Below are 26605 nucleotides of genomic sequence, written 5' to 3' on the forward strand. Positions count from 1 at the left end.
TTTACTTTTGCTGCTCCGGTGGAACTTGGGGCCGCATCACGATCTGGTTGAAAATCACTTCCTTAGGAGCAGCAACAGCCGTGTAGACGGCCTCTGCCACTTGTTCCGGTTGCAGGTAGTAGGGTTTGGGACCGGCTTCCCCGAAGAATTCCGTCTGAATCGAGCCGGGGCAGACGGTGGTCACGCGCACCTCTTTTTGTTTCAGTTCTTGTGTCAGCACATCGGACAATGCCATCAGACCGAACTTGGACGCGCAATATCCGCCACCTTTTGGGAAAGTAACGGTTCCGGCGATACTGGAGATGTTGACAATATGTCCTTTTTGTCGGATCAGGTGAGGAATCGCATATTTGCAGGCAAGAAAGACCCCCTTCAAATTAACGTCCATCATTTGATCCCACTCTTCTTCCGTCAGGTCTTGCACTTTGCCAAAGTGACCCAGTCCGGCATTGTTGATCAAGATGTCCAGTTTTCCGGCCTGCTTCACTGCGGTGTGAATCAGATGCTGGACCTGATCGGACTGGGTTACATCACAGGTGACGGGTAGGATGTGGTCCGGATTCTCATTCGCCAGTTTCTGCAACGCTTCTTGACTCCTGGCAGCGGCGAAGACACGGGCTCCTCCTTGGGCGAGACGGAGGGTGATTGCTTTGCCCAGCCCTTTGCTCGCCCCGGTTACGATGGCTGTATATCCTGTTACATCTGCCAAAACAGCTTCCTCCTTTTACAGCGTCGATATAGATAGGGTAACACATGGTGAAGAGAGAATGATAGAACGTCTGAAGAGCAGCGGCCCATGTCCGGAGAACAGGAAGCGAATTCTCATAAGCAAAGCTCCCGCCTGTGTTTGAGCGGGAGCTTCTGGGTATTATAGATCGATCGCCGTCACCGTTTCAATCTCTTCCAACTCTTCCAGGGAATCCAGCAAAGTTTCCTCTACCGGCTTATCGACCGTGAGCATCATAATTGCATGGCCACCGATATCTTTGCGTCCGACCTGCATCGTGGCGATATTGACATCGTGGCTGCCCAAGATGGTTCCCACTCGTCCGATCGCCCCCGGCCGGTCATTGTGCTGAACCAGCAACAGGTGCCCTTCGGGTTGGACATCTACAGAGTAGCGGTCGATTTGAACGATGCGCGGTCCCAAACCGTTCAACAAGGTACCGGCGACTTTCGTCACCTGTTGATCGGTTTTGGTTTCCACGGTAATCAGGTTGGTAAAGCCGTGGCTTTTGGAGACTTTTTGTTCAGTCACCCGTACGCCCCGTTCTTTGGCCAGATAGGGTGCATTCACATAGTTGATGTCCGAGAGGTAGCAGGACAAAGCGCCTTTTAGGATGATCCGGGTCAAAGGAGCAGGATCCATTTCGGTCAATTCCCCGGAGTACGTAATCGTGATTTCATCCAGAGCGCCATTTGCAACTTGAATAGCGAATCCGCCCAGTTTTTCCGCCAATACCTGATAAGGTTTCAGCTTCTCTTGGAGATCCGCCGGGATGGACGGGAGGTTGACGGCGTTTTTAAAGGGCTGATCCCGCAATATGTGGAGAATTTCTTCCGATACATCCTGGGCTACATTCTCCTGGGCTTCCCGGGTGGATGCACCCAAGTGGGGGGTGGCAATCACTTGCGGCAAAGAAAACAAAGGGTGTTCCCCCGGCGGTTCGGTTTCAAAAACGTCCAGTGCGGCACCGGCCACTTTCCCCTTTTGGATGGCTTCATACAGCGCCGCTTCATCGATGATTCCCCCGCGAGCACAGTTGATGATCCGCACGCCGGGTTTCATCCGCTCAAAAGCTTCGGCATTGATTAGATGACGGGTTTCTTTAGTCAAAGGAGTATGCACAGTGATAAAGTCTGACTGGGTGATCACATCATCGACCGATCCTTTATGCACTCCGATTTTTTGGGCGCGCTCTTCCGTCAAATAAGGATCGAAGGCAATCACTTTCATGTTGAAGGCTTTGGCCCGTTTCGCCACTTCGGTCCCAATCCGCCCCAGACCGACGATCCCCAGGGTTTTGTGGTTCAATTCAACACCCACAAAGTTTTTCCGTTTCCATTTTCCTTGGATGGTGGACTTATAGCCTTGAGGGATGTTGCGGGCCAGAGAGATCATCATGGCAAAAGTGTGTTCCGCTGTGGAAATGGTATTGCCGTCCGGCGCGTTGACGACAATGATCCCTTTGCTGGTGGCAGCGGGAATGTCGATGTTGTCGACACCCACACCCGCCCGTCCGATCACTTTCAGCTTTTTGCCGGCTTGGATGACTTCCGCTGTCACTTTGGTCTGGCTGCGAACTAACAGCGCGTCTGCTTCGGCGATTTCTTCCAGCAACTGCTCCGGCGTCAGATTGGTTTTTTGAACCACTTCCACGTCCGGCGCCTTTAACAATTTTTCGATTCCTTGATCACTAAGCGGGTCGGTAATCAGGATGCGATACACGATGAAATACCTCCTCAGCTGCTTGAATGCCGGCTCCCGCTTCAACAGGAACCCCGATGTTTTTGAGTGCTAATTCCAATGCGGACAATACGGTCAGAACATCCAACGGATCACAATAACCCATATGACCGATGCGGAAGATCTTCCCTTTCAGGTGCTGCTGTCCTCCAGCGACACGGACAGAAAGTTGCCGCAAGGCTTTCCTCAGATCTTCCGAAGACCACTTGTCGCTGCCCCAAATGGAGGTAACGGTGGGGGAGGCGACATCATCGGATGTCATCAAGTCAAGTCCCAGCGCTCTCGTACCGGCTCGCGTCATTTCTTTCATAAGCTTGTGTCGGTGGATAACCTTTTCCCAACCTTCTTCCTCGAGCATATCCAAAACGGCTTCCAATCCTCTGAGAAGCGTGACAGCCGGGGTGTAAGGCGTCGTATCCTTTTCCAAACTGTTTTTGTAATTGCGCAAATCCAGATAAAAACGCGGGTGGGGGTTTTTGTCAATCGCTTCCCAGGCACGGGGGCTGACGGCAGTAAAGGCCATGCCCGGCGGCAACATGAGGGCTTTCTGGGAACCTGTCACCAGAATATCCACGCCCCAAACGTCCATCCGGCTGGGAACAGCTCCAATGCAGCTGACTCCATCGACAATCACCAGGGCATCGGAGTGACTGTGAATGACTTGGGACAGTTCGGGAATCGGATTCAGCACACCGGTAGATGTTTCACAATAGGTGAGAAAGACCGCCTTGGCTTTCGGACGCTCTTGCAAGAACGAACGCAGCTGTTCCGGTTGACAAGCTTCGCCCCACGGAATGTCCAAGCGATGAAGCGTGATCTGGTGGGCCTGAAGGATCTTGGCGAAGCGGTCCCCAAAAGCACCGGTGACCACTACCACCGCTTCGTCTCCAGCGGACAAGGTGTTGGCGGCAGCTGCTTCCAGTGCCGAGGTACCGCTGCCGGTCATGAGTAAGACCGGTTCCTGGGTGCCAAAAACCAGTCCCATACGAAGGCTCAAATCCCGAACCAAGCGGGAACAATCCGGATCCCGGTGACCGATCATCGGCTGATTCATCGCTTGCTGGACTCGGGGGGGAATAGGTGTCGGCCCCGGAGTATGGAGCCGGAATTTGTCTTGAATCATCCGTTTCTCTCCTCCTTTTTTGTATCAAAAAAAGTCCTCCGCCCACACCACCGGCCAGGCGGTGAGGGACGAAGGACTCGGTTCGCGTTGCCACCCTCATTTGCACTGCACCTCACGGTGCAATGCCTCTAGGGGTCATAGACCCCGAAGATAACGGATTAACCGATCCGTCCTACTCCTATTCAGACGGATGACTCGGGAGTGCTCCGCTCCAGTCGGTACACCGGTTTCCACCAACCACCGGCTCTCTGTGGTACCGTGCTGAAACTTGGCTCCTTCATCGTCGATCGCGATATGAAAATGCATCGGCTGAATGTTGTTAATTACTCTACCACGGGTTTCTTTCCAGTGTCAATAAAAAATTCTCCCCAATGAGAACGGGTTTGTGATACCATGGTACCGCATTTGCTCAACGGAAATCACCGAAGAAGGAAGGGAATAGAGGTGATTACGAAGGAGTTGGAAACCCTGACGGAAGGGTTGAATGAGGATCAAGTACGGGCAGTCACCTCCATGTCGCGCATCACGGCGGTTTTTGCCGGGCCGGGCAGCGGCAAGACGACGGTATTGACCCGCAGGGTGGGTTTTCTTCTCCATCAGGGGGTATCGCCGGACCGGATGATGGTCGTTACATTTACCCGGGCTGCCGCAAGGGAGATGAAAGAGCGCTTGGCCCGTGATCTCGGCAGCCGACTGCGTGCGATCACCATCGGAACATTCCACTCGATTTTTCTTCAGATGCTGCCCTGGGAAACTGGCCGAATACCTGTGATCTTACAAGAAAACCGCCAACGGGAATGGGTTCGGCAGATTTTGCAGGAAATGGATCAACCTGCAGATGAGGAGGCGGTTGCCGGGATGCTGAGCCAGATCGGCTATTGTAAGGGGAAAGGGATCCTGCCGGACCGCATGAAGGTGAAAAAGGAGAAAAATATTCGCTTTCGAAACGTGTTCCTGGCCTATGAAGAGCGGAAAAAAGAAGGGGGCTTCTGGGACTACGATGATATTCTCCTGGCTTTTCACCGGGTCATTCAGGAGCCGAAACATCCCTGGCGTACCCGGTTCGACCATGTGCTGGTGGATGAGTTTCAGGATATCAATCCGTTGCAATTTGAATCCTTGCTGGATTTGGTGGGTGAAAAGGGGCATTTGTTTGCCGTCGGGGATGACGATCAGGCGATCTATGGATTTCGCGGGAGCGATCCCCGGTTGATGCTTCGGTTGGAAGAAGTATACCCGGATATCCGAAAAGTGGTATTAAGCACCAATTATCGGTCCACAGAAGAAATTATCGATGCCGGGCAGCGATTGATCCGGCATAACCGGTTGCGACAGCCGAAACGGTTGAAAGGCACCGGCAAACAAGGGATTTTACCCAAGTGGTGTGAGCCTGCGGACGAAGAAGAGGAAGCCCGCTATATTTTGGACTCCCTCCAAGATGGGATGGAAACAGCCGTGTTATACCGAACGGCGACCCAAGCACGGGCGGTGATCGATGCCTTGGTAAGGGAAGACATCGACTTTACGGTGTCCGCAGGAGATGCTTCCTTTTACCGACGATGGCAAGTAGCAGATATCTTGGCTTACCTCCGGTTGGCGGAGAATCCAAATGATCTGGATGCGCTGGTCCGGGTGATTAATAAGCCCAAACGGTACATATACGGAGAGGCTTGGATGGACGAGCTGTGGCATCTTTCCCGGAAAACAGGGAAAAGCTTGCTGGATACCCTTTCCGACTTGGATCGATTGGAACCGTATCAACGCAAAAAGTGTGCCAGGATGGCGGAAGAAGTGCGTCAGCTCCAAGGATTTTCCGCTCGGGAAGCCATCTCCCGGATTCGTGACCGGATCGGTTATGACCGGTTTTTAACTTCTTTTGCGGAGGATACGGGCGGTGATGCGGCTTTTTATCGGGAGACAGTGGATGAACTGGAGCTGGCTGCCGAACCGTTCGCCAATCCGGGTGCTTTTTTGCGCCATATCGAGCAGGTGGAGGAAAAGGTGCGGGAGCATCCTCGTCATCCGCGCGTCCGATTGATGACGTTTCACAAGGCAAAAGGGCTGGAATTTGACCGGGTATTTTTGATCGGATTGCATGCGATGGTGATTCCCCATCATCGAAGCCTACAGGTTTCGGAGAGCAAAAAAAGGGAAGCGTGGGAAGAAGAACGGCGATTGTTGTATGTCGGAATTACCCGAGCGCGCAAAGAACTGGTCCTGTCCGTCAGTCAGACCCGCCAGGGAAAGCGGGTAGGTGCCAGTCCTTTTTTGACGGAGCTGGGGTTTAACGGGCAGGAGGCAAACAGGGAGAAACCGACGTCACCGGTGACTTCCGGCGGGTCCCTTCCCCAGCGGCCCGCCGCTTCCGATCAGCCGCAGCTGCGTTTCAGCCGGGAAGCGGTGCAAGCGGGAGATCGCTTTCTGCACCGAAAATGGGGAGAGGGGGAAGTGATCATGGTGGAGCCGCTTCAAGGGGTAGCCCCCGGCCGAAAGATTACGGTGCGTTTTTCCCAAGGAGTGCATTCCCTTCATTATGAATTGGCCCGGCAGTTGGGACTCTTACAATTTCCTGAGAAGAAGCCGGGGTGATGCTGTAGATCAAACACCCCCCGGTTTTTCCGGGGGGTGTTTGCAAATCAGCCCTTATACCGCTGCACGCATTCGCGATACAACTCGGCAGCCGTGTCGGCGTCTTTCCAGCCTTCGATACGGGTTTCCTTGTTTTCCAGGTCTTTATATACTTGGAAAAAGTGTTCGATCTCTTTCAAGGTGTGTGCCGGAACATCCTCCAGGCTGTTCACGCCGTCCCAGCGGGGGTCATCGACCGGCACAGCCAGCAGTTTTTCATCTTTTCCTTTGTCATCGGCCATCAGAAGGACGCCGATCACCCGGGACTTGATTACGCACCCGGGGAAGGTGGGGAAGGTGGTCAGCACCAGAATGTCCAGCGGGTCGCCGTCTTCAGCTAAGGTGTTGTTCAAGTAGCCGTATTCGGTCGGATAGTGCATCGGGGAATACAGAACCCGATCCAGGCGGAATACGCCCTCTTCTTTGTCGTATTCGTATTTGTTTTGGCTCCCCGTGGGAATCTCGATAAAAGCGTCCACAACCAGTTCATTTTTGGCCATGTCAGTTCCTCCTTGCTTCCGTATGTATGGGAACACCCACTGACCATTGTATTCCCTTTTGTGCATGGAATCAATAAAGGACAATTGATCCGCCGGATGGAACAACAGGTATGATACAATGACGTCAGTAACGCGAGTATTTTTGACAACGGGCTTTTGACAATACAATGTCTGTCAGCGAATAGAAGAAGGTGAGCTATGTGAGGGAAATATCCGCAGAGGATTTTGCGAATCTTTACCGTGAAGGACTGGATGGCTCAGAAATGATTCTCGATGTGCGGGAACCGGAAGAGTGGGAAGTGTACCGGCTGAACGGGGCGAAGCTGATGCCCCTGCAGACCTTGCCGTTTACACTGAACGAGCTGCCGAAGGACCGAAAAATGTATATCCTGTGCGCCCACGGGATTCGCAGTGTCTATGCTTGCAACTACCTTTCGGAGCAAGGGTTTGATGCGGTCAATGTAGAGGGTGGTATGGCCAGAGTCAGTCTGTTTTTGGAAGAGGACGAAATCGCTTCCGGAAATGAATAAAGCTGCCTCAAACGAGGCAGCTTTTTCCCGTTATTCTTCAACTTTGATGGAGTCCGTGGGGCAGCCCTCTTGGGCGTCACGCACGTCTTCATGAAGCTCTTCGGGCACTTCTGCGGTACCCGTGTTATCATCCAGAATCACGTAAGCGATTCCGTCTTCATCGTAGTCATAAACATCCGGTGCCGTGGCACCGCATGCTCCGCAAGCAATGCAAGTGTCTTTGTCTACCCAAGTACGCATCGGATTAAATCAATCTCCTCTCATATGGTGAAATCCTGAAAACCAGTCCATATCCATCCCTCATTTTAGAGTGTCCGGTTCGGAATTGCAAGTCAATCGATACAGAATCCAGCGGGAATGATGGGAAAGGAGACGTGTTGATGGGTGGCAGAGTACAGCGTCTCAACGGCAACATGTTGCTTCTCAACTTGTATCTATCGCAAGCAGTGATTTTATTGACTGCGGTGCTGTTATTATGGTGGCAAGGTCGGTTAAATGAACACTTGTTTACCTGGAGGGAAGGAGAGGATTGGGGGATCGGCGCATTGGCGGGGTTGGCTGTGGTGCTGATCGATTGGCTGTTGGCCAGGTGGCTGCCGGAGGAATGGCTGGATGACGGCGGATTAAATCGGCTGTTGTTTCAGAATTTACCGGTCTGGCACATTGCTGTGGTGACGGCATTGGTCGCCGTGGCGGAAGAGCTTCTCTTTCGGGGAGCAGTACAATATTGGCTTGGTGTTTTTGGCTCCGCTTTGTTGTTTACAGCGATTCACTTTCGTTATCTTCGGAAATGGGTGATGGTGACAGTGTTGTTCGTGGTCAGTTTAGGACTGGGCTGGCTCACCGAATGGACCCATTCTCTCACGGCGGCGATGGTGGCCCATTTTTTACTGGATTTTGTGTTGGGTGTTTGCATTCGGTTGGGTAAAATGCCGGGTGCCAAGATTACCGAGGAATGAGCTGCCATATACTATTCATGGAGGTGGAATCCATGAATCGGACATCTGGGGTCACGGCGGTGTGGAGCGGGTTGCTGGCAGCAACGGCTGTCCTGTTTTTTCCCGATCATGGAGGGAACTCCTGGGAATGGACTCTGTGGAAGGCGCTCTCCCCCGAATATGCAGGATTCCTGTTTCTCCTTTATGTCAGTTTTCGATGGATGGCAGCTGCCGTACGCAGATCTCTCAACAGGTTGCTCGGGTTGCCGGTTTCCTGGAAACACCGCCGCAGGCAGAAGGAGCTGTGGCCGCTGGGAGTTGCTTTGGCGGTGCTCCTGTATCTTTTTATTGAAGTTCCTTGGCATGCTGCTGTGTTCACTCTTTTATTCAGCGGGAAAGAAGGCTGGGGCTATCTGGAGAAGCGAAGGGCTTTGAAGCGGAGCGGTTATGCAGAAAGCCATTGGGAATCCTCTTGACAAGTTCGATTTTGATAGGGTATGATCTACAATGTGTCGGTTTTGGAGAGGTGTCCGAGAGGCCGAAGGAGCACGATTGGAAATCGTGTAGGCGGTCACCACCGTCTCGAGGGTTCGAATCCCTCCCTCTCCGCCATCAAGTATGTTCGCGGAGAGATACCCAAGAGGCCGAAGGGGACGGTTTGCTAAACCGTTAGGGGGCATTTTTGCCCCGCGCGGGTTCGAATCCCGCTCTCTCCGCCATTATGGATTTCGTGCGGCGGCGTAGCTCAGCTGGCTAGAGCGTACGGTTCATACCCGTAAGGTCGGGGGTTCGAGGCCCTCCGCCGCCACCAGATATCGATGGGGCGTGGTGTAGACGTCCCCTTTTTCCATAGGGTTGCACAACGAAACGGGGGCATAGCCAAGTGGTAAGGCAAGGGACTGCAAATCCCTCATCCCCGGTTCAAATCCGGGTGCCCCCTCCATCGATCGATAAAACTTCGGAATCCCGGCCATCCTAAGGCCAACGGGTTCTTTTTTTATAGTTAAATGGACAGGATTGAAAAGGATCATGTATGATGGTCCATATAAAGAAAAGGAGACCTGACCGCGTAACGTATCGATTTGTACCCTCATACGCTGTAGTGTGCGGGTCTCCAGCGAGGGAGGGTAAACCATGCGTGTCGAGCGTCTGAGCCGAGATAAAATTCGCTTCTTCTTGTCTTTAGATGACTTGATGGAGCGAGGGATTGAAAAAGAAGACATGTGGCGAGACATTCCCAAGGTGCATGAACTGTTCAATGATATGATGGAGCAAGCGTATCAGGAGTTGGGATTTGAGATTGCCGGCCCCGTCGCGGTGGAAGTGTTCGCCCTTCCAGCACAAGGCATGGTGGTAGTCGTCACCCGGGGTCGAACGCCCCATCCCTCTGATTTTGACGAATTAGACGACGATGATATGTATGAGTTGGAAATCTCTCTGGAAGAGAGTGACCAAGTGGTTTTTTGCATGAATGATTTTGAGGATTTGGTACAGGCTGCGATCCGGTTGAAACCGATGTTGCCGGAAGGGAGCAGGGTGTATGCATATCGCGACCGTTACTACCTGGTGCTCGACACCGACTATGAGTTGAGAACCCTGCAAGCAGCCATTGCCGTCCTGGCGGAGTTCGGTGAAGCTTCTACAACAACGGAACATATTTTGCAGGAATACGGTAGAACCATTTGGGAAAAAGATGCCGTCAAGCAAATCACTCAATATTTCGCTCCGTGAAAAAACGATCGCGCTGTGCGCGGTCGTTTGTTACATTTTATGCCAATCGATCGGGTGGTGTGTCATTGGCAGGGTTTGCGGCTTGGTAATATTCCCGGGTGCGCAAGGATTTCCATTCCCCTTGCATTACGCCGGGAAAAACGCGTTCGATAGAGCGGTGCTGGGTACGGTGTTGCTGTAGTGCCCGCATGATTTGTTCCCGGTAGGGGCTGACCTCTATTTGATGGGTTACTTGATCATCCGGAGTGGGAAAGGGAACCGATTTTCTTCCCACAGATCCGGGAATGACGACAAAATACAGCCGGGGTACGCATTGGCTAAGCCCCTGAACCGCCTTGACCGTCGCCTGATGGATGACTCGGTGGTCAGGGTGGCCGGAAATTCCCTCTGCTGGAAAGGTAATGACTACTTCCGGCTTTTCTTCCCGGATCACCTGGCGGATATCCCGCGTTAACTCGTTCTGGGGATACTGCGTCAGTCTACCGTCACCATAGTCCCGCAAGATTACTCGGTCCAATCCAAGCACACGAGCGGCACGGCTCAGTTCATCAGCACGGACATCTCCCAGCTGTTCGGGGGTGCAAAGCGGCGGCGTACCTGGGCTCCCTGCATCTCCGCGAGTCGCACAATACAAGACGGTGCGCCAGCCATTTGCTGCATAGCGGGCAATGGTACCCCCACAAGCAAAACTTTCATCATCCGGATGGGCAAATACCCATAACAACGTTCTATTTGACATGGGACTTCCTCCTTTGGTTCAATCCTATTATACCCGCCGGCACAAAATAAGAAATGGTGTTCTCACCGCGGGACAATGTGTTGTATACTTGGTAATGGATTTATAGGGAACTACTTTTTTGAGGTGGTCAGGGATGGGACAACTGTCCGAAGCAAGCCGTGATAACTTAGAAGCACAAGAAAATCTCGATGTACTCGCATCCACGCAAACGGTAATCAAGCAAGCGCTGGATAAACTGGGGTATCCCGAGCATGTATTTGAACTTTTGAAGGAGCCGCTCCGCGTCATGCATGTGCGGATTCCTGTGCGGATGGACGATGGTTCCGTTCAAGTTTTTACCGGGTTTCGTGCCCAACACAATGATGCTGTCGGCCCCACCAAGGGAGGGGTTCGCTTTCATCCGGATGTTACTGAGAGTGAAGTGAAGGCGCTTTCAATCTGGATGAGTCTGAAATCGGGTATTGTCGACCTGCCCTATGGCGGCGGTAAAGGCGGTATCATCTGTGATCCCCGGCAAATGTCTTTCCGGGAATTGGAACGGCTGTCTCGCGGATATGTGCGGGCGATCAGCCAGATTGTTGGTCCGACCAAGGATATCCCGGCACCGGATGTGTTTACCAACTCTCAGATTATGGCTTGGATGATGGATGAATACAGCAGGATCCGGGAGTTTGACTCCCCCGGATTTATTACAGGGAAGCCGCTGGTACTGGGTGGTTCCCACGGACGGGAAACGGCTACAGCCAAAGGGGTTACCATCATGATCCGGGAGGCTGCCAAAAAGCGAAACATTTCCCTGGAAGGTGCCCGGGTTGTCATTCAGGGATTTGGCAATGCCGGCAGCTTTTTGGCAAAATTCATGAGCGATGCCGGGGCCAAAGTGATCGGCATCTCCGATGCTTATGGTGCGCTGCATGATGAAAACGGTTTGGATATCGATTATCTCTTGGATCGCCGTGACTCCTTCGGCACGGTGACCAACCTCTTTAAAGAGACGATTTCCAACCAGGATCTGTTGGAGCTGGATTGCGATATTTTGGTACCGGCAGCTGTGGAAAACCAGATTACTGCCGCCAATGCCCACCGTATCAAAGCCAGCATTGTGGTAGAGGCCGCCAACGGACCGACCACATTGGATGCCACCCGCATTTTGAACGAGCGCGGGATTCTGCTGGTGCCGGATGTTTTGGCCAGTGCCGGCGGGGTGACGGTATCCTACTTCGAGTGGGTGCAAAACAATCAGGGTTACTACTGGTCGGAAGAAGAAGTGGAACAAAAGCTGGAAGAAATCATGGTCAAAGCTTTTGAAAATGTATATCAGACGTCCCAGTCCCGCAACATTGACATGCGTCTGGCCGCCTATATGGTGGGTGTTCGCAAAATGGCGGAAGCTTCCCGTTTCCGCGGGTGGGTATAAAAAAGAAAACGCATTCAAAAAGATAAAACACCCTGATTTGATCCGGGTGTTTTTCTGTTGGATCCAAGGAGGTAATGCAGTATGGAAGAAATGATCATCATCGGAGCCGGTCCATGCGGTCTGTCTACCGCTATTGAAGCCAAAAAGCGCGGGATGGAACCGCTGGTTATTGAAAAAGGATGCATTGTTAACTCCATTTATCATTTTCCCACATTCATGCAGTTTTTCAGTACACCGGAGCTGCTGGAAATCGGTGGGCTGCCTTTTATCAGTTTAGGGGAAAAACCGACGCGGTTGGAAGCATTAAAATATTACCGCGCTGCAGTGCAAGCCTATGATTTAAATGTGCATACCTATGAAAAAGTGACTCGGGTTGACCGGGATAGTGACGTGTTTACGGTGTATTCCGAGCACAAAGGGGAATCCCGGCAGTATCAGACAAAGAAACTGGTGGTGGCCACGGGTTACTATGATACGCCCAATCGGTTGAATATTCCTGGGGAAGACCTTCCCAAAGTGCACCACTATTACAAGGAAGCTCATCCATACAGCGGGATGAACGTCCTGGTGATCGGAGGGAAGAATTCTGCCGTGATTAACGCGATGGATTTGCAGAGAGCAGGAGCCAATGTTACGATGGTCTATCGCCGCGGCGCGTTTACGGACAGTGTGAAGGCATGGCTGAAACCGGTGATTGAAAGTGCGATCAACAAAGGCTGGATCCAGATGTACTGGAATACGGAAGTGAAAGAAATCGCGGAGGAGCATGTGGTATTGGAACAGGAAGGAAAAACCTTCACATTGCCCAATGATGTAGTGTTTGCGATGACGGGATATCGCCCCAACACGGAAATGCTGAAGAAGCTGGGAGTGAAAATCGATTCGGAAACCGGGGCGCCGGTGCATGATCCGGATACCTGTGAAACCAATGTTCCCGGATTGTATATTGCCGGAGTAATCGCTGCCGGATTGGATGCCAACTCGATCTTTATCGAAAACGGCCGCTTTCACGGACATCGGATTGCGGAGCATGCTGCGAAACAATAAGGAAACGAGAAAGTCCCCGCTGAAGCAGGAGACTTTCTTCGTGTGTGAATTCCAACCAGGTATTTTATATGATTCCATCCTCAAAAAACTCCTGCAACGCCTCGGGATCCTTGGACACATTGAGGGCGGCAATCAGTTGAATCCGGGCTTTTTGTCCGTTGAGGCCGTTGGAAAATACAACGCCGAGCTCTTTTAATTCTTTGCCCCCGCCTTCATAGCCGTATACATCTTGTACGATGCCGTTGTAGCAGCGGGAAACAAGTACGATCGGGATATTGCGGCGGAGGGCTTCTTTGACTCCCGGTAACATGGCAGGGGGAATATTGCCTTGGCCAAGCCCTTCCAGAACAATTCCTTCAGCTCCCGAATCCAACGCACAGCGAAGGAAGCAATCATCGGTCCCGGCAGCCGCTTTAATCAGATCAACCCGGGCACGGGGTTGCTTATGAGGCAGTTGGACTTTCTTGGAAATGCTTTGGTGAAAAAGGATATCTTTTTTCGTCACATACCCTACCGGACCGTGGGAAGGGGAGCGGAAGGTAGCGACGTTGCTGGTATGCGTTTTGGTCACCCAACGTGCGGCATGGATTTCATCATTGAATACGACCAACACACCTTTTCCCTTGGCGCGCGGATGAGCCGCCGTTCGGATGGCATTCACCAGGTTTACCGGTCCGTCTGCCCCCAATTCACCTTGGCTGCGCATTGCACCCGTGACAACAATGGGCTTGTCGAAGTGCAGCACCAAGTCCAGATAATAGGCGGTTTCCTCCAATGTATCGGTGCCGTGGGTGATGACCAGTCCGTCGGTCTCCGGACGTTCCAGCCATTCCTTTGCACGCTGGCTGATTTGAAACATGATGTCCGGAGTGATATGGGGGCTTGGTATATTCAGGTAATGATCCATCTGCACTTTGGCGTGGTCCGACACGTACGGCAGGACTGCTTGCAGTGCTTCTGACGAGAGAGGGCGTACACTTTTGGTCTGTTGATCTTCAGCCATGGCGATGGTTCCGCCGGTGGTGACAACTATGATGTTTGCTTTGGAAGATGGAGCTGAAGTCATGGCTGTACCTCCCTTTCACTAAAAAATCCATCCTTCTTATCATACGACAAACGCACGGCAAGCACCAATTGGAACTGTTTGAAAAGAAGGATGGCGGGATATACTGGGAGAGTAGCCAAAGTGGGTGATATGGTGGACAAGGGAAGTTATCTGGTACGTATTCGCTGCAACCAATGCGGCGAACGATACATATTAAAAGGACGCATGAAAAAAGGAAAAGTGGAAACAGGATTTAAACAATGTGTGTGCGACAATACCATGGATTTTGACATCTCTTCGGAGAAGCTGCCGTGATGAGCCGGATCAAGTCCGGCTTTTTTTATTGTGAAAGCGGATCGATTGCATAAATACTGGAACCGGTGTTCAAACTACCCATGAGGAAAATCAGCGCGAGGGAGGCGAGATAATGGTCCGACACCGACAATGGATGCGCCGAATCCTCATCGGTTCTCTTTTCATGTTCTTGTTGCCCACACTCGGCGGTTCCCATGAATCCTTCGCCACAAAGGCGGTGAAAAGCAATCATTCTTTTTCCGCCAACGATTTGCAATTGATGGCGAATGCCGTTTACGGAGAGGCGCGCGGGGAGCCCTACATCGGTCAGGTAGCCATTGCGGCAGTCATCTTAAACCGGTTAGAGAGCGAGAAGTTTCCCAACACCGTATCCGGGGTGATTTTTCAACCGGGGGCATTTACAGCAGTATCGGATGGCCAGATTTACATGTCACCCAATCAGAAGGCAAAAAAAGCAGTGATGGACGCGGTTAACGGATGGGATCCGGTAATCGGCGCTCTATACTATTTCAATCCGGCGACGGCCACCTCCTCCTGGATTTGGGGCCGGCCGCAGGTGAAAAGAATCGGTAAACACATTTTCTGCAGGTAAATGAGGGAAAGGAGTGATTCCGTCGTGTATAGACGAGTCGCCGCTGTTCTCTTCCCGGTAGCCTTGGTTGGTTTAGTAGTAACCGGGGTCTGGGGATATCAAGAGAGCCAGGACAAAAACAATTTGTTGATTAAGGCGGAAAATCAATATCAACGGGCATTTCATGATTTAAACTTTCACATGGACAAATTGCAGGACGAGCTGGGGAAATCGCTGGCACTTAATTCCCGCCGGCAAATGTCCACCAGTATGACCAATGTATGGCGCCTGACATATGCAGCCAAAAATGATCTCGGTCAGTTGCCCCTTAGTTTGATGCCTTTTGACAAGACCGAGGAATTTTTGGGTAAAATCGGTGATTTCACTTACCACGTCGGTGTCAGGGACCTGAATAAAGAGCCCTTAACCAAGCGGGAATGGAATACGCTGCGGGATCTTTACAGCCGTTCCAATACCGTTCAAAGGGATTTGCAAAAAGTGCAGACCGATGTGTTGACCAGAAATCTGCGCTGGATGGACGTGGAACTGGCCCTTGCCTCGGAAGACAAAGTGATGAACAACACCATCATTGACGGATTTAAAAAGGCAGACAAAGTGGCGGAAGGATACTCCGAGGTCGATTGGGGTCCGACTATTAACAACCTCCAAACCCGTCAACGCCAAAAGTATACGCAACTCGCCGGTTCAGAAGTATCCCCGGCTTTTGCGAAGGAGAAGGTGGCCGATATATTAAACCGGCCCAGCACCAAGGATATGAAAGTGACCACGAACCAAAAAGGGGATTATCAAACGTACAGCGTCCGTTTCACAAATAAAAACGGTTATCAAGTATATGCCGATGTCACCAAAAAAGGCGGCTACGTTATTTGGATGATGTATGACCGTCCGGTGAAACAGCAGCGGTTGACGCTGGAACAGGCCCAAGGGAAAGCGATTCAATTCTTGGATCGATTAGGATATCCTCAAATGGATGCGACTTCTTACGATGAAGTGGGAAACATGGCCGCATTCACTTTTGTTCGCAAGTCCGGGAATGTATTGATTTACCCGGAAACGGTCTCTGTGAAAGTGGCATTGGACAATGGTGAGATTACGGCGTATCAAGCCAAAGAATACGTGTTCAACCACAAGGAAAAACGAAACATGAGACCGGCGTTGACCGAAGCGGAAGCCCGCAAACACGTCAATCCCCGGTTAAAAGTACAGGATACCAATCTGGCCGTCATTTTCGGGGATGAGGGCGGGGAAGTGCTGTGCTACGAATTTCTCGGCCACCTCGGGAAATCACAGTACCGGGTCTTAATAAACGCCAAAAGCGGAGATGAGGAGTTAGTAGAGAAAGTCAAAAAGGGCGATGTGGAAAAATTATAATGAAAAGGGCCGGTGTTTACCGGCCTCTTTTCACGCTTGTTGATTTGTCAGAAAAATGATTTGAGTCATTGCAAGGCTGCGTTGAATGTGATATCCTAAAAACAGGTTCTACAAAGGAATACATAATGCACATATAACTTTTTACGGACTGTTGCTGGCCAGGGTTTCCTGTAGGGAATCTACCTTGATACCGAGATGAATCAAATACCGTTCATCCACATCGAGCAGGCCGAGCCTGCTCGTTGTAGTTTATCCCGGCTTTATTTTGGGAGGCGGACAAGATGAAGCGACTATCTGTAGCAATCGATGGACCAGCGGGTGCCGGCAAAAGTACGGTAGCCCGGCAAGTGGCAGAAAATCTGGGGTTGACTTATGTAGACACCGGCGCCATGTACCGCGCTGTTACATGGAAAGCGCTCCAGAAACAAGCCGATTTGCACAATGAAGAAGAAATCACCCGCATAGCCCGGGAGGCGGACATACGGCTGACACCTGGTCAAAACGGGATGGATGTGTGGGTGGATGGTAAAAAGGTAACTGAGGACATTCGGACTCCGGAAGTCACTTCCAATGTCTCAGCTGTCGCCGGTATGCCAGGAGTCCGGCAAGCGTTGGTTGAAAAGCAGCGTCAAATGGCGGTCGCTGGAGGCGTTGTGATGGATGGCCGGGATATCGGAACCCACGTATTGCCGGATGCAGAAGTGAAGGTCTTTTTGACAGCTTCCATCGAGGAACGGGCACAACGGCGCTTCAAGGAAATGAAACGGAAAGGGTATTCCGTCGATCTCGACCAGTTGCGGGAAGAGATTCGCCGTCGGGATGAAATGGATTCCAATCGTGAACATTCTCCCTTGCGGGCAGCATCAGATGCAGTCCATGTTGACACCACCAACCGGTCCCTTGAAGAAGTTATTCAAACCATCTTAAACCTTTGTCGAACCAAAGTGGGCGAGGCGGAGTAAACTATGTTATATCGTACTTTCCGGCTCTTTTTTCGCATCATATTCACCTTTTTCTTCCGATGGGAGATCAAAGGGGCACAGCATGTTCCCAAACAAGGGCCTGTGTTGCTTTGCGCCAATCACATTAGTAATTGGGATCCGCCGCTGGTAGGCTCGTCCCTTCGCCGTAAGGTTCACTTTATGGCGAAAGAGGAGCTGTTCCATATTCCGCTTCTATCTTTTCTTATTCGAAACTTTGGTGCTTTTCCCGTCAAACGGGGTTCGGGAGACAAGCGGGCACTTCGAACGGCTTTGGATCTTCTTGCTGAACAAAAGGTGTTGGGGGTATTCCCGGAGGGCACCCGTTCCAAGACGGGTGAACTGGGGAAGGCTCACACCGGAGCCACTTACATGGCGTTGAAAAGCAAGGCTCCGATTGTTCCGGTTGCCATTATCGGGCCTTACCGTTTGTTCCGTAAGATCCAAATCGTGTTTGGTCCGCCGATCTCGATGGAACCTTACTTGAAAGAAAAAATAACTTCCGACACGATCCAGCAGGTGACGGATCGGGTTATGGGGGATATCGCTTCGATGATTGCGGCTGAGCGGAAATGATCAAATGGCTGTCTATTCTCTTTACAGCCTACCTGCTTCTCTTTTGTTACCGCGGACGGATTACTGTGGAACGGGGGTGTGGTTATTCCCGCAAAGAAGCACTACGACGCCCCCGCAAGCAAGCAGGATTTGCAGGCCTTCTATTGTTGAGCTTTATCCTCCTTGCTCTCGGGGTCCAACTGGGGAAATGGGGTCTCGCGATGGTGGCCGGAGCGGTTCTCACCCTCTGTGTTGTGTTGGTTTTGGGATTAATGAAATTAAGGGGTTGGATTTCTTAATTTCATTTGTTCTGTTCCCCGCAAGGGGAGAGATAAATCTGTTAGCTTGTAGGTCAAATGAGGAGGTTGTCTGATGGTGGAAGAAATGAAATCCGAAATGGCAGAAGTGACTCCCCTGAACCGTGGGGACATCGTGAAAGGGAAAGTAGTGAAAGTGGATGACAATCAGGTTCTGGTGGATGTCAACTATAAGTTTGAAGGGGTAATCCCAATTTCCGAGCTCTCCAGCCTCCATGTGGACAAAGCTTCCGATGTACTTCAAGAAGGTGATGAAGTGGAATTGAAAGTACTTCGGATCAACGATGAAGAAGACAAATTGGTTCTTTCCAAAAAGGCTGTGGATGCCGAGCGCGCATGGGAAGACCTTCAACAAAAATTTGAAAGCGGCGAAACCCTGGAAGCGCAAGTGGCTGACGTTGTAAAAGGCGGCCTGGTTGTTGACCTTGGCGTTCGCGGTTTTATTCCGGCTTCTCTCGTGGAACGTCATTTCGTGGAAGATTTTTCCGACTACAAAGGACGTACTTTGACCTTGAAAGTCGTGGAAATTGATCAGGAGAAAAACAAACTGATCCTGTCCCGCAAGGCGGTGCTGGATGAAGAAGCTGAACGCAAAAAACAAGAAACCCTTGAAAATTTGGAAGCCGGACAAGTGCTGGACGGTACCGTGCAGCGCATTACCGACTTCGGTGCCTTTGTGGACATCGGCGGTGTAGACGGTCTGGTGCACGTGTCCGAGCTTGCTTGGAACCGGGTGGAGCACCCTTCTGAAGTGCTGTCCGAAGGAGACCAAGTAAAGGTGAAAGTGCTCAAGGTAGATAAAGATAACGAACGGATCAGCCTCAGCATCAAGGAAACCCAGCCGGGTCCCTGGGACAAGGTGGCAGAAGAGATCTCTAACGGAGATATCGTAATCGGTACGGTAAAACGTCTGGTATCTTTCGGCGCTTTTGTGGAAGTGTACCCGGGTGTGGAAGGCTTGGTGCACATTTCCCAGATTTCCCGGAAGCATATCGCTACCCCGGGTGAAGTGCTGGAAGAGGGACAAGAAGTCAAAGTGAAAGTGCTGGACATGCAACCGGAACAAAAGCGGATCAGCTTGAGCATCAAAGAAGCAGAACAAGATGAGCACCGTGAAGAGCTAAAAAATCTGGATCAAAACAATAATGCCGGAATGAACGTGACCCTGGGCGACGTATTCGGTGATCAGCTGCGCCGGTTGAAATAATGAGTTGCTCGAATGATAAGGAAAGCCGACCGCGAAAGCGGTTGGCTTTTTTTGTTTGCCAACAATACAGACAAAACAATCCATACTAAGTAGGAATACATGTCAGATGTCCGGTGAAAGGAGACGAGGTATGAATCCGGGACTGTTTTCTCTGTTGGCAAATGTAAGTCTGTTGATCTTGCTCCAAACAGGATGGATGGAAAAGATGGGGAAAGATTTGGACACTCCTTCCGTTCGTTTGCGACAAGCTCTCTTTCTTTTGCTTTCGTTAACCTGGGTGGACCTTCCTCTGCGTTCCGGTGTAAATGTGAATGCAGGATTGTTGTTATGTTTGCTTTTCTGCTTGCACATCTTAAAGAAAACTGAGAGGCAGCATTGGGCTCACATTTTTTCCATGATCTTGCTCATGGGCTCCACAGTTTTGCTTCTACAAGAAATGTACAGGAGTGAGCCCATTTTGCTCACCTACACCTCTCAACAGGTGCTTCCTTTGTTATTGGCTTGGCTGGTTCTGCTGTCCACACCCCGTTTCGGTCAGCAAACGCTGGTGCTGATCGGCGGTGTGAGTTTTGCTGAAGGGATGCACCTGCTGATTCATCAGCACGAAATCCCTCACATCATCGGTGATTCATCTTTCTTCGACATGATGTGGATGGCTTGGTCAGTAGTGATGGCAAAGGAGTATGGATGGGCAGCCCTGCAGGCAAAATGGCGCAATCTCCAATGGATGACTAAATGAAAATCAGGTGAATTGGTATGGTAAAAATGTATACCTGGGCTGTTTTTATTGGGTCTTATCCAGGGTGTTCCGCTATCCTCATGGACAGGTGATTCATCTTTCCCTGACAGGTGATTCATCTTTCCCTCGGATTGATTGGCTTGTATGTAGATGACATTTATCTGATGAATGTGGGGTTGAGAGAAACTCGGGAGCTCATATTGGAGCAAGGCATTGTGATCCGCCCGAAAAACCAAAATGGAAGGGTGACACTGTCCAATGTGGACAGCGACAAGCGATTTTGCATGATACTTCAGCTATTCTCGGGGTTTTTCGCGATACGGGGGAGCCGGGGCTGGTGCCGATTTTCCAAACGGGATTTAAGGAATGGTCGGCTGGGAGTGTTATTACTGCCGCAAGAGCGTGATTTAAATCAGGCGATCGCCATTGTGGAACGCGTCCCCATCCTGGAAAGTGCAGTACGCAAACCCCTGAAGCTGCCGGGGCGGGAGAGTCAGATGAAAAACAAATGAAAGGGAGGATCGTAATGCTGGGTATTACGATTGGTCAAGCGATTCTAGCTGTGATCTCCACCAACAAGGAGAAGGTCGCGGGGGGTGTGCCGATCTTTCAAGCGAGTGACAATGAGGAATTGCAGCATACTGCTTTTTCTCTGGAAAAAATTTTGGATGGGATGACCCATCAATTGGATGAGGAAACGATGATCATCGTGCGTCACCAATGAAAGCGCGAATCTATATTAGTCCAGATTATGGTGCAGCTTCCCTGTTACAGGCGCTGAAAGAGGTTTACGGTCCTGTCGTTTTGCTGAAGAATATACCGGAATGGAGCCGGTCCTCGTTATTTTGGAAGTCACCGGGACGTGTTTGGCTGGTGGGCGAAAACGCCCGGGGAGAAAAGTTATTTTGTTGCGGAGCACCCAAAGACCCGGACATTATGAAGCGGTGCTTGTTCCATGTAATCAAGGAGTGGGGCGGACCGTCGGATCGATGGGAGCTGATTTCCTTAAAGAAAGGATTCCCCAGGGTGCGTTGCTGGAGACAATGGAGCCGTCGGTTTGTCCATAACAGCAGGGAGGGATGGGGTTGAATGAACATTATTTATCAATGTTACGGCAGTGCCCATTCCTCTGTGATTGCGGCAGCCATTCACTTGGGAAAGCTACCGGCCCATCGGATTCCTTCGCGGCAGGAAATTTTGTCATTAGCTGATTTTGATCAAGCCACTAATGATACATTGGGAACCTTGTTTTATAAAGGCCAGGACGAATTTGGCAATACAGTGTATACTATAGGCTTGGGAAGGGACTGGAAAACAGGGAGGCGGGCGATTGAATCCATCGTGTATTACTTGCCGATTTCTTCCGGACATGTGCGTTTGGTTCATGCCTTAAATTGCATCACGCTCTTAACGAAGGTGGGAGGCGCACTTTCTCGGCGGTACGGGTGGACGGCTGTGGGCCGTCCATTGGCTGCTTGGGGAATTCAGCAGAGTTATCCCCGTCTATTGGCGTTGGTGGAAGGCGTCAAACGAGAGCTGTCCTGAATGTGAGTCGGGGTACGGGTATCTCTTACGCCCTGAGTTGTGATAGAATATACTGCGTCGATGTACAGTCGGTGAGTAAGGAGAGGACGAAAAAAGATGAGTTTGCCAGTGGTAGCCATCGTGGGGCGGCCCAATGTGGGCAAATCCACTCTCTTCAATCGGTTGGCCGGAGAGCGGATTTCCATTGTTGAAGATAAACCGGGGATTACCCGTGATCGTATCTACTCCAAATCCGAATGGAACGGGCAGCCTTTTCATTTGATTGATACCGGCGGCTTGGAATTCGGAAAGCAGGATGAAGTGGTAGAACACATTCGTCATCAAGCGGAATTAGCTATTGAAGAGGCGGATGTGATATTGTTTGTAGTAGATGGGCGGGAAGGGGTCACAGCGACTGATGAAGAAGTGGCCCGGATGTTGCACCGGTCCAATAAGCCCGTTGTGTTGGTAGTCAACAAAATGGATCATATCAAGCATCATGAGGACCTGTATGAGTTTTATCGGCTGGGATTCGACGAACCCATCGGCGTCTCTTCCTTACATGGAACCGGTACAGGTGATATGTTGGATGCGGTGGTTCGCCATTTTCCGGAGGATGTCGGAGAGGAATATGATGAAGATACCATTCGTGTAGCATTGATCGGGCGACCCAACGTCGGCAAGTCCTCCTTGGTGAACAAAATTCTCGGCGAAGAGCGGGTGATTGTCAGTCCCGTAGCCGGAACCACCCGGGACGCGGTGGATACCCCGTTTGATTATCAAGGACAAAAATATGTACTGGTAGACACAGCCGGCATGCGCAAGCGGGGGAAAGTGTATGAATCGACGGAAAAATACAGTGTTCTCCGTGCGCTGAAAGCGATTGAACGGGCTGATGTGGCTATTGTCGTACTGGATGCGGAACGGGGCATTGCTGAGCAGGATAAACGGGTGGCCGGAATTGCACATGAGTCTGGCCGTGGGGTCATTATTGCTGTAAATAAATGGGATGCAGTGGAAAAAGATGATAAGACGATGAATCGTTTCGTACAGGAAATCCGGGATCAATTTTCCTTCCTGGATTATGCGCCAATCGTGTTTATTTCCGCTAAAACAGGCCAGCGGGTGCAACGGGTACTGCCATTGGTGAAGGAAGTGGCAGAACAGCATGCGATGCGGGTGCCGACTTCGGTGTTGAACGAAGTGCTGCGGGATGCCGTGATGGTGACACCGCCTCCTTCCTCCAAAGGAAGAAAAGGTTCCATTCAGTATGGAACCCAGGTATCTGTCAAACCGCCTGTGTTTGTACTGTTTGTCAACGATCCGGACTTGATTCATTTCAGTTACCTTCGATATCTGGAAAATCAGTTGCGGGAAGCCTTCGGTTTCAAGGGAACACCGTTGCGTATTTTGCTCAGAAAGAAAAAGGGTTAAGTTAGAGAAAGGGGGGAGGGAATCCGTGGTTTGGTTGGCCGTCGTAATTGGCTATCTCCTCGGTTCCATCAGTTTTAGCTATTTGTTGACGCGACTCTTGAAAGGGTATGATATCCGGCAGCATGGAAGCGGCAACGCCGGTGCCACCAATATGCTTCGTGTGGTGGGGAAATGGCCGGCTATCACCGTATTTTTACTGGATCTGCTAAAAGGGACGGCTGCTGTTTGGGTCGGAAACATACTGACCCATGATCCGGTTGTCATGCTGCTATCGGGTGTAGCTTCGATTGTTGGCCATAACTGGCCGATCTTTTTAGGCTTTCGGGGCGGAAAAGGGATTGCTACCACCATTGGGGTGACGGTGACGCTCACTTTCCAGGCTGCTCTTATTTCCGGTATTTTCGCGATTCTGGCCATTATATTTACACGCTTTGTTTCGTTGGGTTCGTTGATATTCGCGGCCTTGTTGCCGGTGATGATCGCCATTTTGGATTATCCCCAACAGTACATCTACATCTCATTTCTCATCACCCTGATGGCTTTTATACGTCACAGCCAGAATATCCGCAGACTGTTGAGCGGGACGGAAAGTAAGTTGGGTTCTCAAAAGCCTGAAAGAAAAGCCCGTTGAGGAGGTGCCTGATGAAGTCTGCAGCAGTTTTGGGAGCTGGGAGCTGGGGAACAGCTCTGGCCTCTGTGCTTACCGAAAATGGCTGGGAGACCACCCTTTGGGCACGGAGAGAGGAAGCGGTGCGGGAGATTAAAGAATCCGGCACCAATAAAAGATATTTGCCGGGCTTTCAATTGCCGAAAGGATTGCAAGCAACGACTTCCATCCAGGAAGCATTAACAGGCAAGCAGTTGGTGCTATTTGTGGTCCCGTCACACACAATGAGGGAAGTGGCTCGGGAAGCAGCGCGTTTTCTTCCCTCCGAAGCAATCGTCGCCCATGCTGCCAAAGGGTTTGAGCTGGACTCTCTGAAGCGGATTTCCGAAGTGTTAACGGAAGAATTGCCGGAAATAGAGGATCGCTTGGCGGTTTTGTCCGGTCCCAGCCACGCTGAAGAAGTGATCCGCAAATGTCCCACTACTGTCGTGGCGGCCGCGCGCCGCAGAGAGACAGCAGAAGCGGTACAGTCTGCTCTGATTAACAGTTTCTTCCGGGTTTATACGAATCCGGACTTGGTCGGAGTGGAAATCGGGGGCTCTTTGAAAAACATCATTGCTCTGGGAGCAGGTTTATCCGATGGATTGGGCTTTGGCGACAATGCAAAAGCGGCTCTCATTACCCGGGGATTGACAGAGATTGCCCGGTTAGGCATGGCGATGGGAGCACAAGCACTCACTTTTGCCGGTTTGGCAGGTGTTGGCGATCTGGTAGTTACCTGTACCAGTAAGCATAGCCGGAACTGGCGGGCTGGCAATCTGTTGAGCCAGGGTTTCCAATTGGAAGAGGTATTAGACCAGATGGGGATGGTGGTGGAAGGAGTAAAAACCACCAAGGCTGCTTTCCAGCTGTGCCGGCAGTATGAAGTGGATATGCCCATCACTGAACAGCTGCACGCCGTTCTGTTCGATCAAAAGCCCCCTCGTCTGGCGGTGGAAGATCTGATGACGCGGGGAAAAACGGATGAGATGGAAGAAATGATGACAGGAACAAAACCGTGGGTGTAATGTGGGCGTTTTCCTTGTTGCCAACTGCAGGCTAGCTTCATACCTTGTAATATCTTCTGATTCCATGACCAAACATCGGGCTTTTAGTAAAGGGAACAGGGATCAGTGCTGGTGCTGGGAATGGAATCAAGAAAAAGGGGTAACGCATCTCGCGTTACCCCTGTTTTTGTCTGCGGATGGCGGTATCGGAGGTACTGGCACCTTGAATGATCCGGGAGAGTATCTGTTGAACAAGCGGTGTCTGCAACAGTTTCAGCACTTGAGCAAAATCGATCCCTTCAAGGAAACGGGAGTACTGGCTGTTGCTCATTCCAGGCTCTCTTTCCAGCGGAGGCAGGTTGAGGCGGGGGATCTCTTCTTCATTGGAGGGTTTGATCAGACGCAAGGGGGATCTTCTCCGACGAGGGTTGTTTTTCTTATCCAAAAAGCTGTGAGCCAGCTCAAACATCTGATATGTGTTGTCCATGATGTTTTCCAGCCGTTGCAGAGACGTGCTAAGGTCTTTTACAGTGGAACGAAAAGTAAGGAAACTGCTTATAATATTGGCCAGGTTAGGGGTATTCAGGTTTGGTTGCTGTGAAGCAGCGGCCCTTTTCCGTGGTCGGGAGGGACGGGATCTCCGTATGCCTGGAGAAACAGGAGAGCGGTTCATAGTTCATCTCCTTCCTTTCGGGCTATTGTCTCCCTATCGTATGCGGAGACAGGAGTTTCGTTATAGGACATCCGCCTGGTTGATTGGTGGGCGAATGCGGATTTGCTATACTGAAGATATATTGAAGATGAGGAATGATGGATAGATGATGGATTCCATGATAGCGATCGTCCTCCTATTGATCAGCAATTTCATGATTGCCTGGACCCGTCAAGTGGGGAAGGGATGGGTGCGGATCCTGTTTTCTGCCATTGCCGGTTTGTTGCTGATTCCTGCATTTTTGTTCGGCTTGCGGGCGTTGATGTGAGGAAGGGGGTGTGATGATGCGTCGTTGGTTGACTATATCTGCCCTAGCGGGATTTCTCTTACTGACGGCGGCCTGCGGGTCGGCAGAGCGGTTCCAGCAGGAAGCGTCCAATGAATTGCCGGGACATGTCCGATTGGCGGAGGATGCGGTGAGAAGTTATCAAAAGGAACATCAAAAGGTTCCCCCGTTGAAGCGCAAATCCTTGGATGATCCCGATTATCCTCTGTATGTTGTCGATTTTGAAAAGATAAAACCTTACATAAAGGAGATTCCTTCAACAGCTTTTGAAAGCGGAGGGGCATTTGTCTATGTGATTCCCGATCCTTATGCCAAAGAAGTGATGGTTCGGGTGATGGATCTCCGGTTAATGGAAAAGATGCGCGATCTGCAGGGCGATGTGAACGCTTTTCATGCGTCGGAAGGCCGGTGGCCCCGAGGAAAAAAACAGGGGAAGGAGATGTATACTCTCTCATTTCAAGCCATGGATATGGAACCGGTTGTGATCCCCAGTCCTTATCACGCAGATTTCGAGCTTCCGGTCCTGATCGACGAAAAAGGCCGTCTGCACTTGGATTACCGGATGGATGCGATGCGTAACATTCAGGAAAAAAACAAACAGCCGGATAAAAAAGAAGATCTCCGTAACGTATTAATGGAAGATCATCCCTATGTACCGTTGTACTCTCCTCCGATGCGTTATGAAAAGAAAGAACCGGTGTTTGTGAAGAAGTAAATCGCGGCCTTTGTACGACGTACTCGCCATTAAACCGCAT

General features: G+C 51.0%; 31 protein-coding genes, 4 tRNA genes, 1 pseudogene and 1 other annotated feature. Of the genes and pseudogenes, 28 read left to right on the top strand and 8 right to left on the bottom strand.

The features are described 5' to 3' along the window. Position 1: 1 nt before the first annotated feature. The 3 genes from IEW70_RS05075 to IEW70_RS05085 form a co-directional block, all read right to left on the bottom strand. On the bottom strand, positions 2-709 hold the full coding sequence (locus tag IEW70_RS05075; protein WP_188646851.1) for an SDR family oxidoreductase: 708 nt from the start codon (positions 707-709) through the stop codon (positions 2-4). Between the two features lie 159 nt (positions 710-868). After that, positions 869-2449, bottom strand: a complete 1581-nt coding sequence (gene serA / locus IEW70_RS05080; RefSeq protein WP_188646852.1) for a phosphoglycerate dehydrogenase — start codon at positions 2447-2449, stop codon at positions 869-871. Continuing rightward, positions 2418-3590, bottom strand: coding sequence for a pyridoxal-phosphate-dependent aminotransferase family protein (locus IEW70_RS05085; RefSeq protein ID WP_188646853.1), 1173 nt, complete (start codon positions 3588-3590; stop codon positions 2418-2420). The genes serA and IEW70_RS05085 overlap by 32 nt, the downstream gene beginning before the upstream one ends. A 61-nt stretch (positions 3591-3651) precedes the next feature. Continuing rightward, positions 3652-3880, bottom strand: a binding site (T-box leader). Between the two features lie 154 nt (positions 3881-4034). Between IEW70_RS05085 and IEW70_RS05090 the strand changes: the two genes are divergently transcribed. After that, the gene (locus IEW70_RS05090) at positions 4035-6179 is read left to right on the top strand and encodes an ATP-dependent helicase (RefSeq protein WP_188646854.1); all 2145 of its coding nucleotides are present in this window, start codon (positions 4035-4037) and stop codon (positions 6177-6179) included. Positions 6180-6226: 47 nt separating this feature from the next. On the opposite strand, the gene IEW70_RS05095 is transcribed toward IEW70_RS05090, so the two are convergent. Beyond that, a complete protein-coding gene (locus IEW70_RS05095; RefSeq protein ID WP_188646855.1) occupies positions 6227-6718 on the bottom strand; it encodes an inorganic diphosphatase in 492 nt (163 codons plus the stop codon). A gap of 200 nt (positions 6719-6918) precedes the next feature. On the opposite strand from IEW70_RS05095, the gene IEW70_RS05100 reads away from it, so the two are divergent. Then, positions 6919-7248, top strand: a complete 330-nt coding sequence (locus IEW70_RS05100) for a rhodanese-like domain-containing protein (protein ID WP_188646856.1) — start codon at positions 6919-6921, stop codon at positions 7246-7248. A gap of 30 nt (positions 7249-7278) precedes the next feature. On the opposite strand, the gene IEW70_RS05105 is transcribed toward IEW70_RS05100, so the two are convergent. Further along, positions 7279-7488, bottom strand: a complete 210-nt coding sequence (locus IEW70_RS05105; RefSeq protein ID WP_188646857.1) for a ferredoxin — start codon at positions 7486-7488, stop codon at positions 7279-7281. 140 nt (positions 7489-7628) lie between these two features. Here IEW70_RS05105 and IEW70_RS05110 point away from each other — a divergent pair, with 140 nt between their 5' ends. From IEW70_RS05110 to IEW70_RS05140, 7 genes are all read left to right on the top strand, one after another. Further along, complete coding sequence (locus IEW70_RS05110) at positions 7629-8207, top strand: CPBP family intramembrane glutamic endopeptidase (protein WP_188646858.1); 579 nt, start codon at positions 7629-7631, stop codon at positions 8205-8207. Between the two features lie 32 nt (positions 8208-8239). Continuing rightward, on the top strand, positions 8240-8662 hold the full coding sequence (locus IEW70_RS05115; protein ID WP_188646859.1) for a hypothetical protein: 423 nt from the start codon (positions 8240-8242) through the stop codon (positions 8660-8662). A 44-nt stretch (positions 8663-8706) separates the two neighbouring features. Then, positions 8707-8798: transfer RNA gene (locus IEW70_RS05120), tRNA-Ser, on the top strand. Between the two features lie 14 nt (positions 8799-8812). Then, positions 8813-8905, top strand: a tRNA-Ser gene (locus IEW70_RS05125). A 15-nt stretch (positions 8906-8920) separates the two neighbouring features. Beyond that, positions 8921-8997: transfer RNA gene (locus IEW70_RS05130), tRNA-Met, on the top strand. A 58-nt stretch (positions 8998-9055) separates the two neighbouring features. Further along, positions 9056-9129: transfer RNA gene (locus IEW70_RS05135), tRNA-Cys, on the top strand. A 191-nt stretch (positions 9130-9320) separates the two neighbouring features. After that, entirely contained in the window at positions 9321-9917 is a 597-nt protein-coding gene (locus tag IEW70_RS05140) for a genetic competence negative regulator (protein ID WP_188646860.1), read from the top strand. A gap of 37 nt (positions 9918-9954) precedes the next feature. Here IEW70_RS05140 and IEW70_RS05145 read toward each other — a convergent pair whose 3' ends face one another. After that, a complete protein-coding gene (locus tag IEW70_RS05145; protein ID WP_188646861.1) occupies positions 9955-10656 on the bottom strand; it encodes a PIG-L deacetylase family protein in 702 nt (233 codons plus the stop codon). A gap of 133 nt (positions 10657-10789) precedes the next feature. Here IEW70_RS05145 and IEW70_RS05150 point away from each other — a divergent pair, with 133 nt between their 5' ends. Beyond that, positions 10790-12073 (top strand): Glu/Leu/Phe/Val family dehydrogenase, encoded by a 1284-nt coding sequence (locus IEW70_RS05150; protein WP_188646862.1) that lies wholly within the window; start codon positions 10790-10792, stop codon positions 12071-12073. Positions 12074-12154: 81 nt separating this feature from the next. Next, a complete protein-coding gene (locus IEW70_RS05155) occupies positions 12155-13120 on the top strand; it encodes a YpdA family putative bacillithiol disulfide reductase (protein WP_188646863.1) in 966 nt (321 codons plus the stop codon). A 64-nt stretch (positions 13121-13184) separates the two neighbouring features. Here IEW70_RS05155 and IEW70_RS05160 read toward each other — a convergent pair whose 3' ends face one another. Beyond that, positions 13185-14186, bottom strand: coding sequence for an asparaginase (locus IEW70_RS05160; RefSeq protein WP_188646864.1), 1002 nt, complete (start codon positions 14184-14186; stop codon positions 13185-13187). A gap of 120 nt (positions 14187-14306) precedes the next feature. Between IEW70_RS05160 and IEW70_RS05165 the strand changes: the two genes are divergently transcribed. From IEW70_RS05165 to IEW70_RS05235, 15 genes and pseudogenes are all read left to right on the top strand, one after another. Continuing rightward, positions 14307-14480 carry a hypothetical protein gene (locus IEW70_RS05165; protein WP_188647085.1) on the top strand — a complete coding sequence of 58 codons (174 nt, stop codon included), beginning with the start codon at positions 14307-14309 and terminating at the stop codon, positions 14478-14480. 235 nt (positions 14481-14715) lie between these two features. Next, a pseudogene (locus IEW70_RS05170) lies at positions 14716-15072 on the top strand (cell wall hydrolase); the annotation flags it as partial. Between the two features lie 24 nt (positions 15073-15096). Further along, entirely contained in the window at positions 15097-16443 is a 1347-nt protein-coding gene (ypeB, locus tag IEW70_RS05175; RefSeq protein ID WP_229751833.1) for a germination protein YpeB, read from the top strand. A 281-nt stretch (positions 16444-16724) separates the two neighbouring features. Then, complete coding sequence (gene cmk, locus IEW70_RS05180) at positions 16725-17405, top strand: (d)CMP kinase (protein WP_188646867.1); 681 nt, start codon at positions 16725-16727, stop codon at positions 17403-17405. 3 nt (positions 17406-17408) lie between these two features. Further along, positions 17409-17999: a lysophospholipid acyltransferase family protein gene (locus IEW70_RS05185; RefSeq protein WP_188646868.1), complete on the top strand. Its 591-nt coding sequence runs from the start codon at positions 17409-17411 to the stop codon at positions 17997-17999. Continuing rightward, on the top strand, positions 17996-18277 hold the full coding sequence (locus IEW70_RS05190; RefSeq protein WP_188646869.1) for a hypothetical protein: 282 nt from the start codon (positions 17996-17998) through the stop codon (positions 18275-18277). The genes IEW70_RS05185 and IEW70_RS05190 overlap by 4 nt, the downstream gene beginning before the upstream one ends. A gap of 73 nt (positions 18278-18350) precedes the next feature. Then, complete coding sequence (rpsA, locus tag IEW70_RS05195) at positions 18351-19502, top strand: 30S ribosomal protein S1 (RefSeq protein WP_188646870.1); 1152 nt, start codon at positions 18351-18353, stop codon at positions 19500-19502. A 130-nt stretch (positions 19503-19632) separates the two neighbouring features. Next, a complete protein-coding gene (locus IEW70_RS05200) occupies positions 19633-20241 on the top strand; it encodes a YphA family membrane protein (protein WP_188646871.1) in 609 nt (202 codons plus the stop codon). A 140-nt stretch (positions 20242-20381) separates the two neighbouring features. Beyond that, a complete protein-coding gene (locus tag IEW70_RS05205) occupies positions 20382-20753 on the top strand; it encodes a YIEGIA domain-containing protein (RefSeq protein WP_229751834.1) in 372 nt (123 codons plus the stop codon). A gap of 14 nt (positions 20754-20767) precedes the next feature. Next, a complete protein-coding gene (locus IEW70_RS05210; protein ID WP_188646872.1) occupies positions 20768-20965 on the top strand; it encodes a capping complex subunit for YIEGIA in 198 nt (65 codons plus the stop codon). Continuing rightward, a complete protein-coding gene (locus IEW70_RS05215) occupies positions 20962-21330 on the top strand; it encodes a hypothetical protein (protein WP_188646873.1) in 369 nt (122 codons plus the stop codon). The genes IEW70_RS05210 and IEW70_RS05215 overlap by 4 nt, the downstream gene beginning before the upstream one ends. Further along, positions 21331-21786, top strand: coding sequence for a DUF3189 family protein (locus IEW70_RS05220; RefSeq protein WP_188646874.1), 456 nt, complete (start codon positions 21331-21333; stop codon positions 21784-21786). It begins immediately after the preceding gene. Positions 21787-21882: 96 nt separating this feature from the next. Beyond that, on the top strand, positions 21883-23199 hold the full coding sequence (gene der, locus IEW70_RS05225; RefSeq protein ID WP_188646875.1) for a ribosome biogenesis GTPase Der: 1317 nt from the start codon (positions 21883-21885) through the stop codon (positions 23197-23199). A 34-nt stretch (positions 23200-23233) separates the two neighbouring features. After that, a complete protein-coding gene (gene plsY / locus IEW70_RS05230) occupies positions 23234-23830 on the top strand; it encodes a glycerol-3-phosphate 1-O-acyltransferase PlsY (protein WP_188647066.1) in 597 nt (198 codons plus the stop codon). 11 nt (positions 23831-23841) lie between these two features. Next, the gene (locus tag IEW70_RS05235; protein ID WP_188646876.1) at positions 23842-24873 is read left to right on the top strand and encodes an NAD(P)H-dependent glycerol-3-phosphate dehydrogenase; all 1032 of its coding nucleotides are present in this window, start codon (positions 23842-23844) and stop codon (positions 24871-24873) included. 154 nt (positions 24874-25027) lie between these two features. On the opposite strand, the gene IEW70_RS05240 is transcribed toward IEW70_RS05235, so the two are convergent. Continuing rightward, positions 25028-25339, bottom strand: a complete 312-nt coding sequence (locus IEW70_RS05240; protein WP_188646877.1) for a hypothetical protein — start codon at positions 25337-25339, stop codon at positions 25028-25030. A 331-nt stretch (positions 25340-25670) separates the two neighbouring features. On the opposite strand from IEW70_RS05240, the gene IEW70_RS05245 reads away from it, so the two are divergent. Together IEW70_RS05245 and IEW70_RS05250 are read left to right on the top strand one after the other, a co-directional pair. Continuing rightward, on the top strand, positions 25671-25832 hold the full coding sequence (locus IEW70_RS05245) for a hypothetical protein (protein ID WP_188646878.1): 162 nt from the start codon (positions 25671-25673) through the stop codon (positions 25830-25832). Between the two features lie 16 nt (positions 25833-25848). Beyond that, on the top strand, positions 25849-26565 hold the full coding sequence (locus IEW70_RS05250) for a YphF family lipoprotein (RefSeq protein WP_188646879.1): 717 nt from the start codon (positions 25849-25851) through the stop codon (positions 26563-26565). Positions 26566-26605 lie beyond the last annotated feature (40 nt).

This window comes from Marinithermofilum abyssi, from assembly GCF_014641195.1.
Taxonomy (GTDB): domain Bacteria; phylum Bacillota; class Bacilli; order Thermoactinomycetales; family DSM-45169; genus Marinithermofilum; species Marinithermofilum abyssi.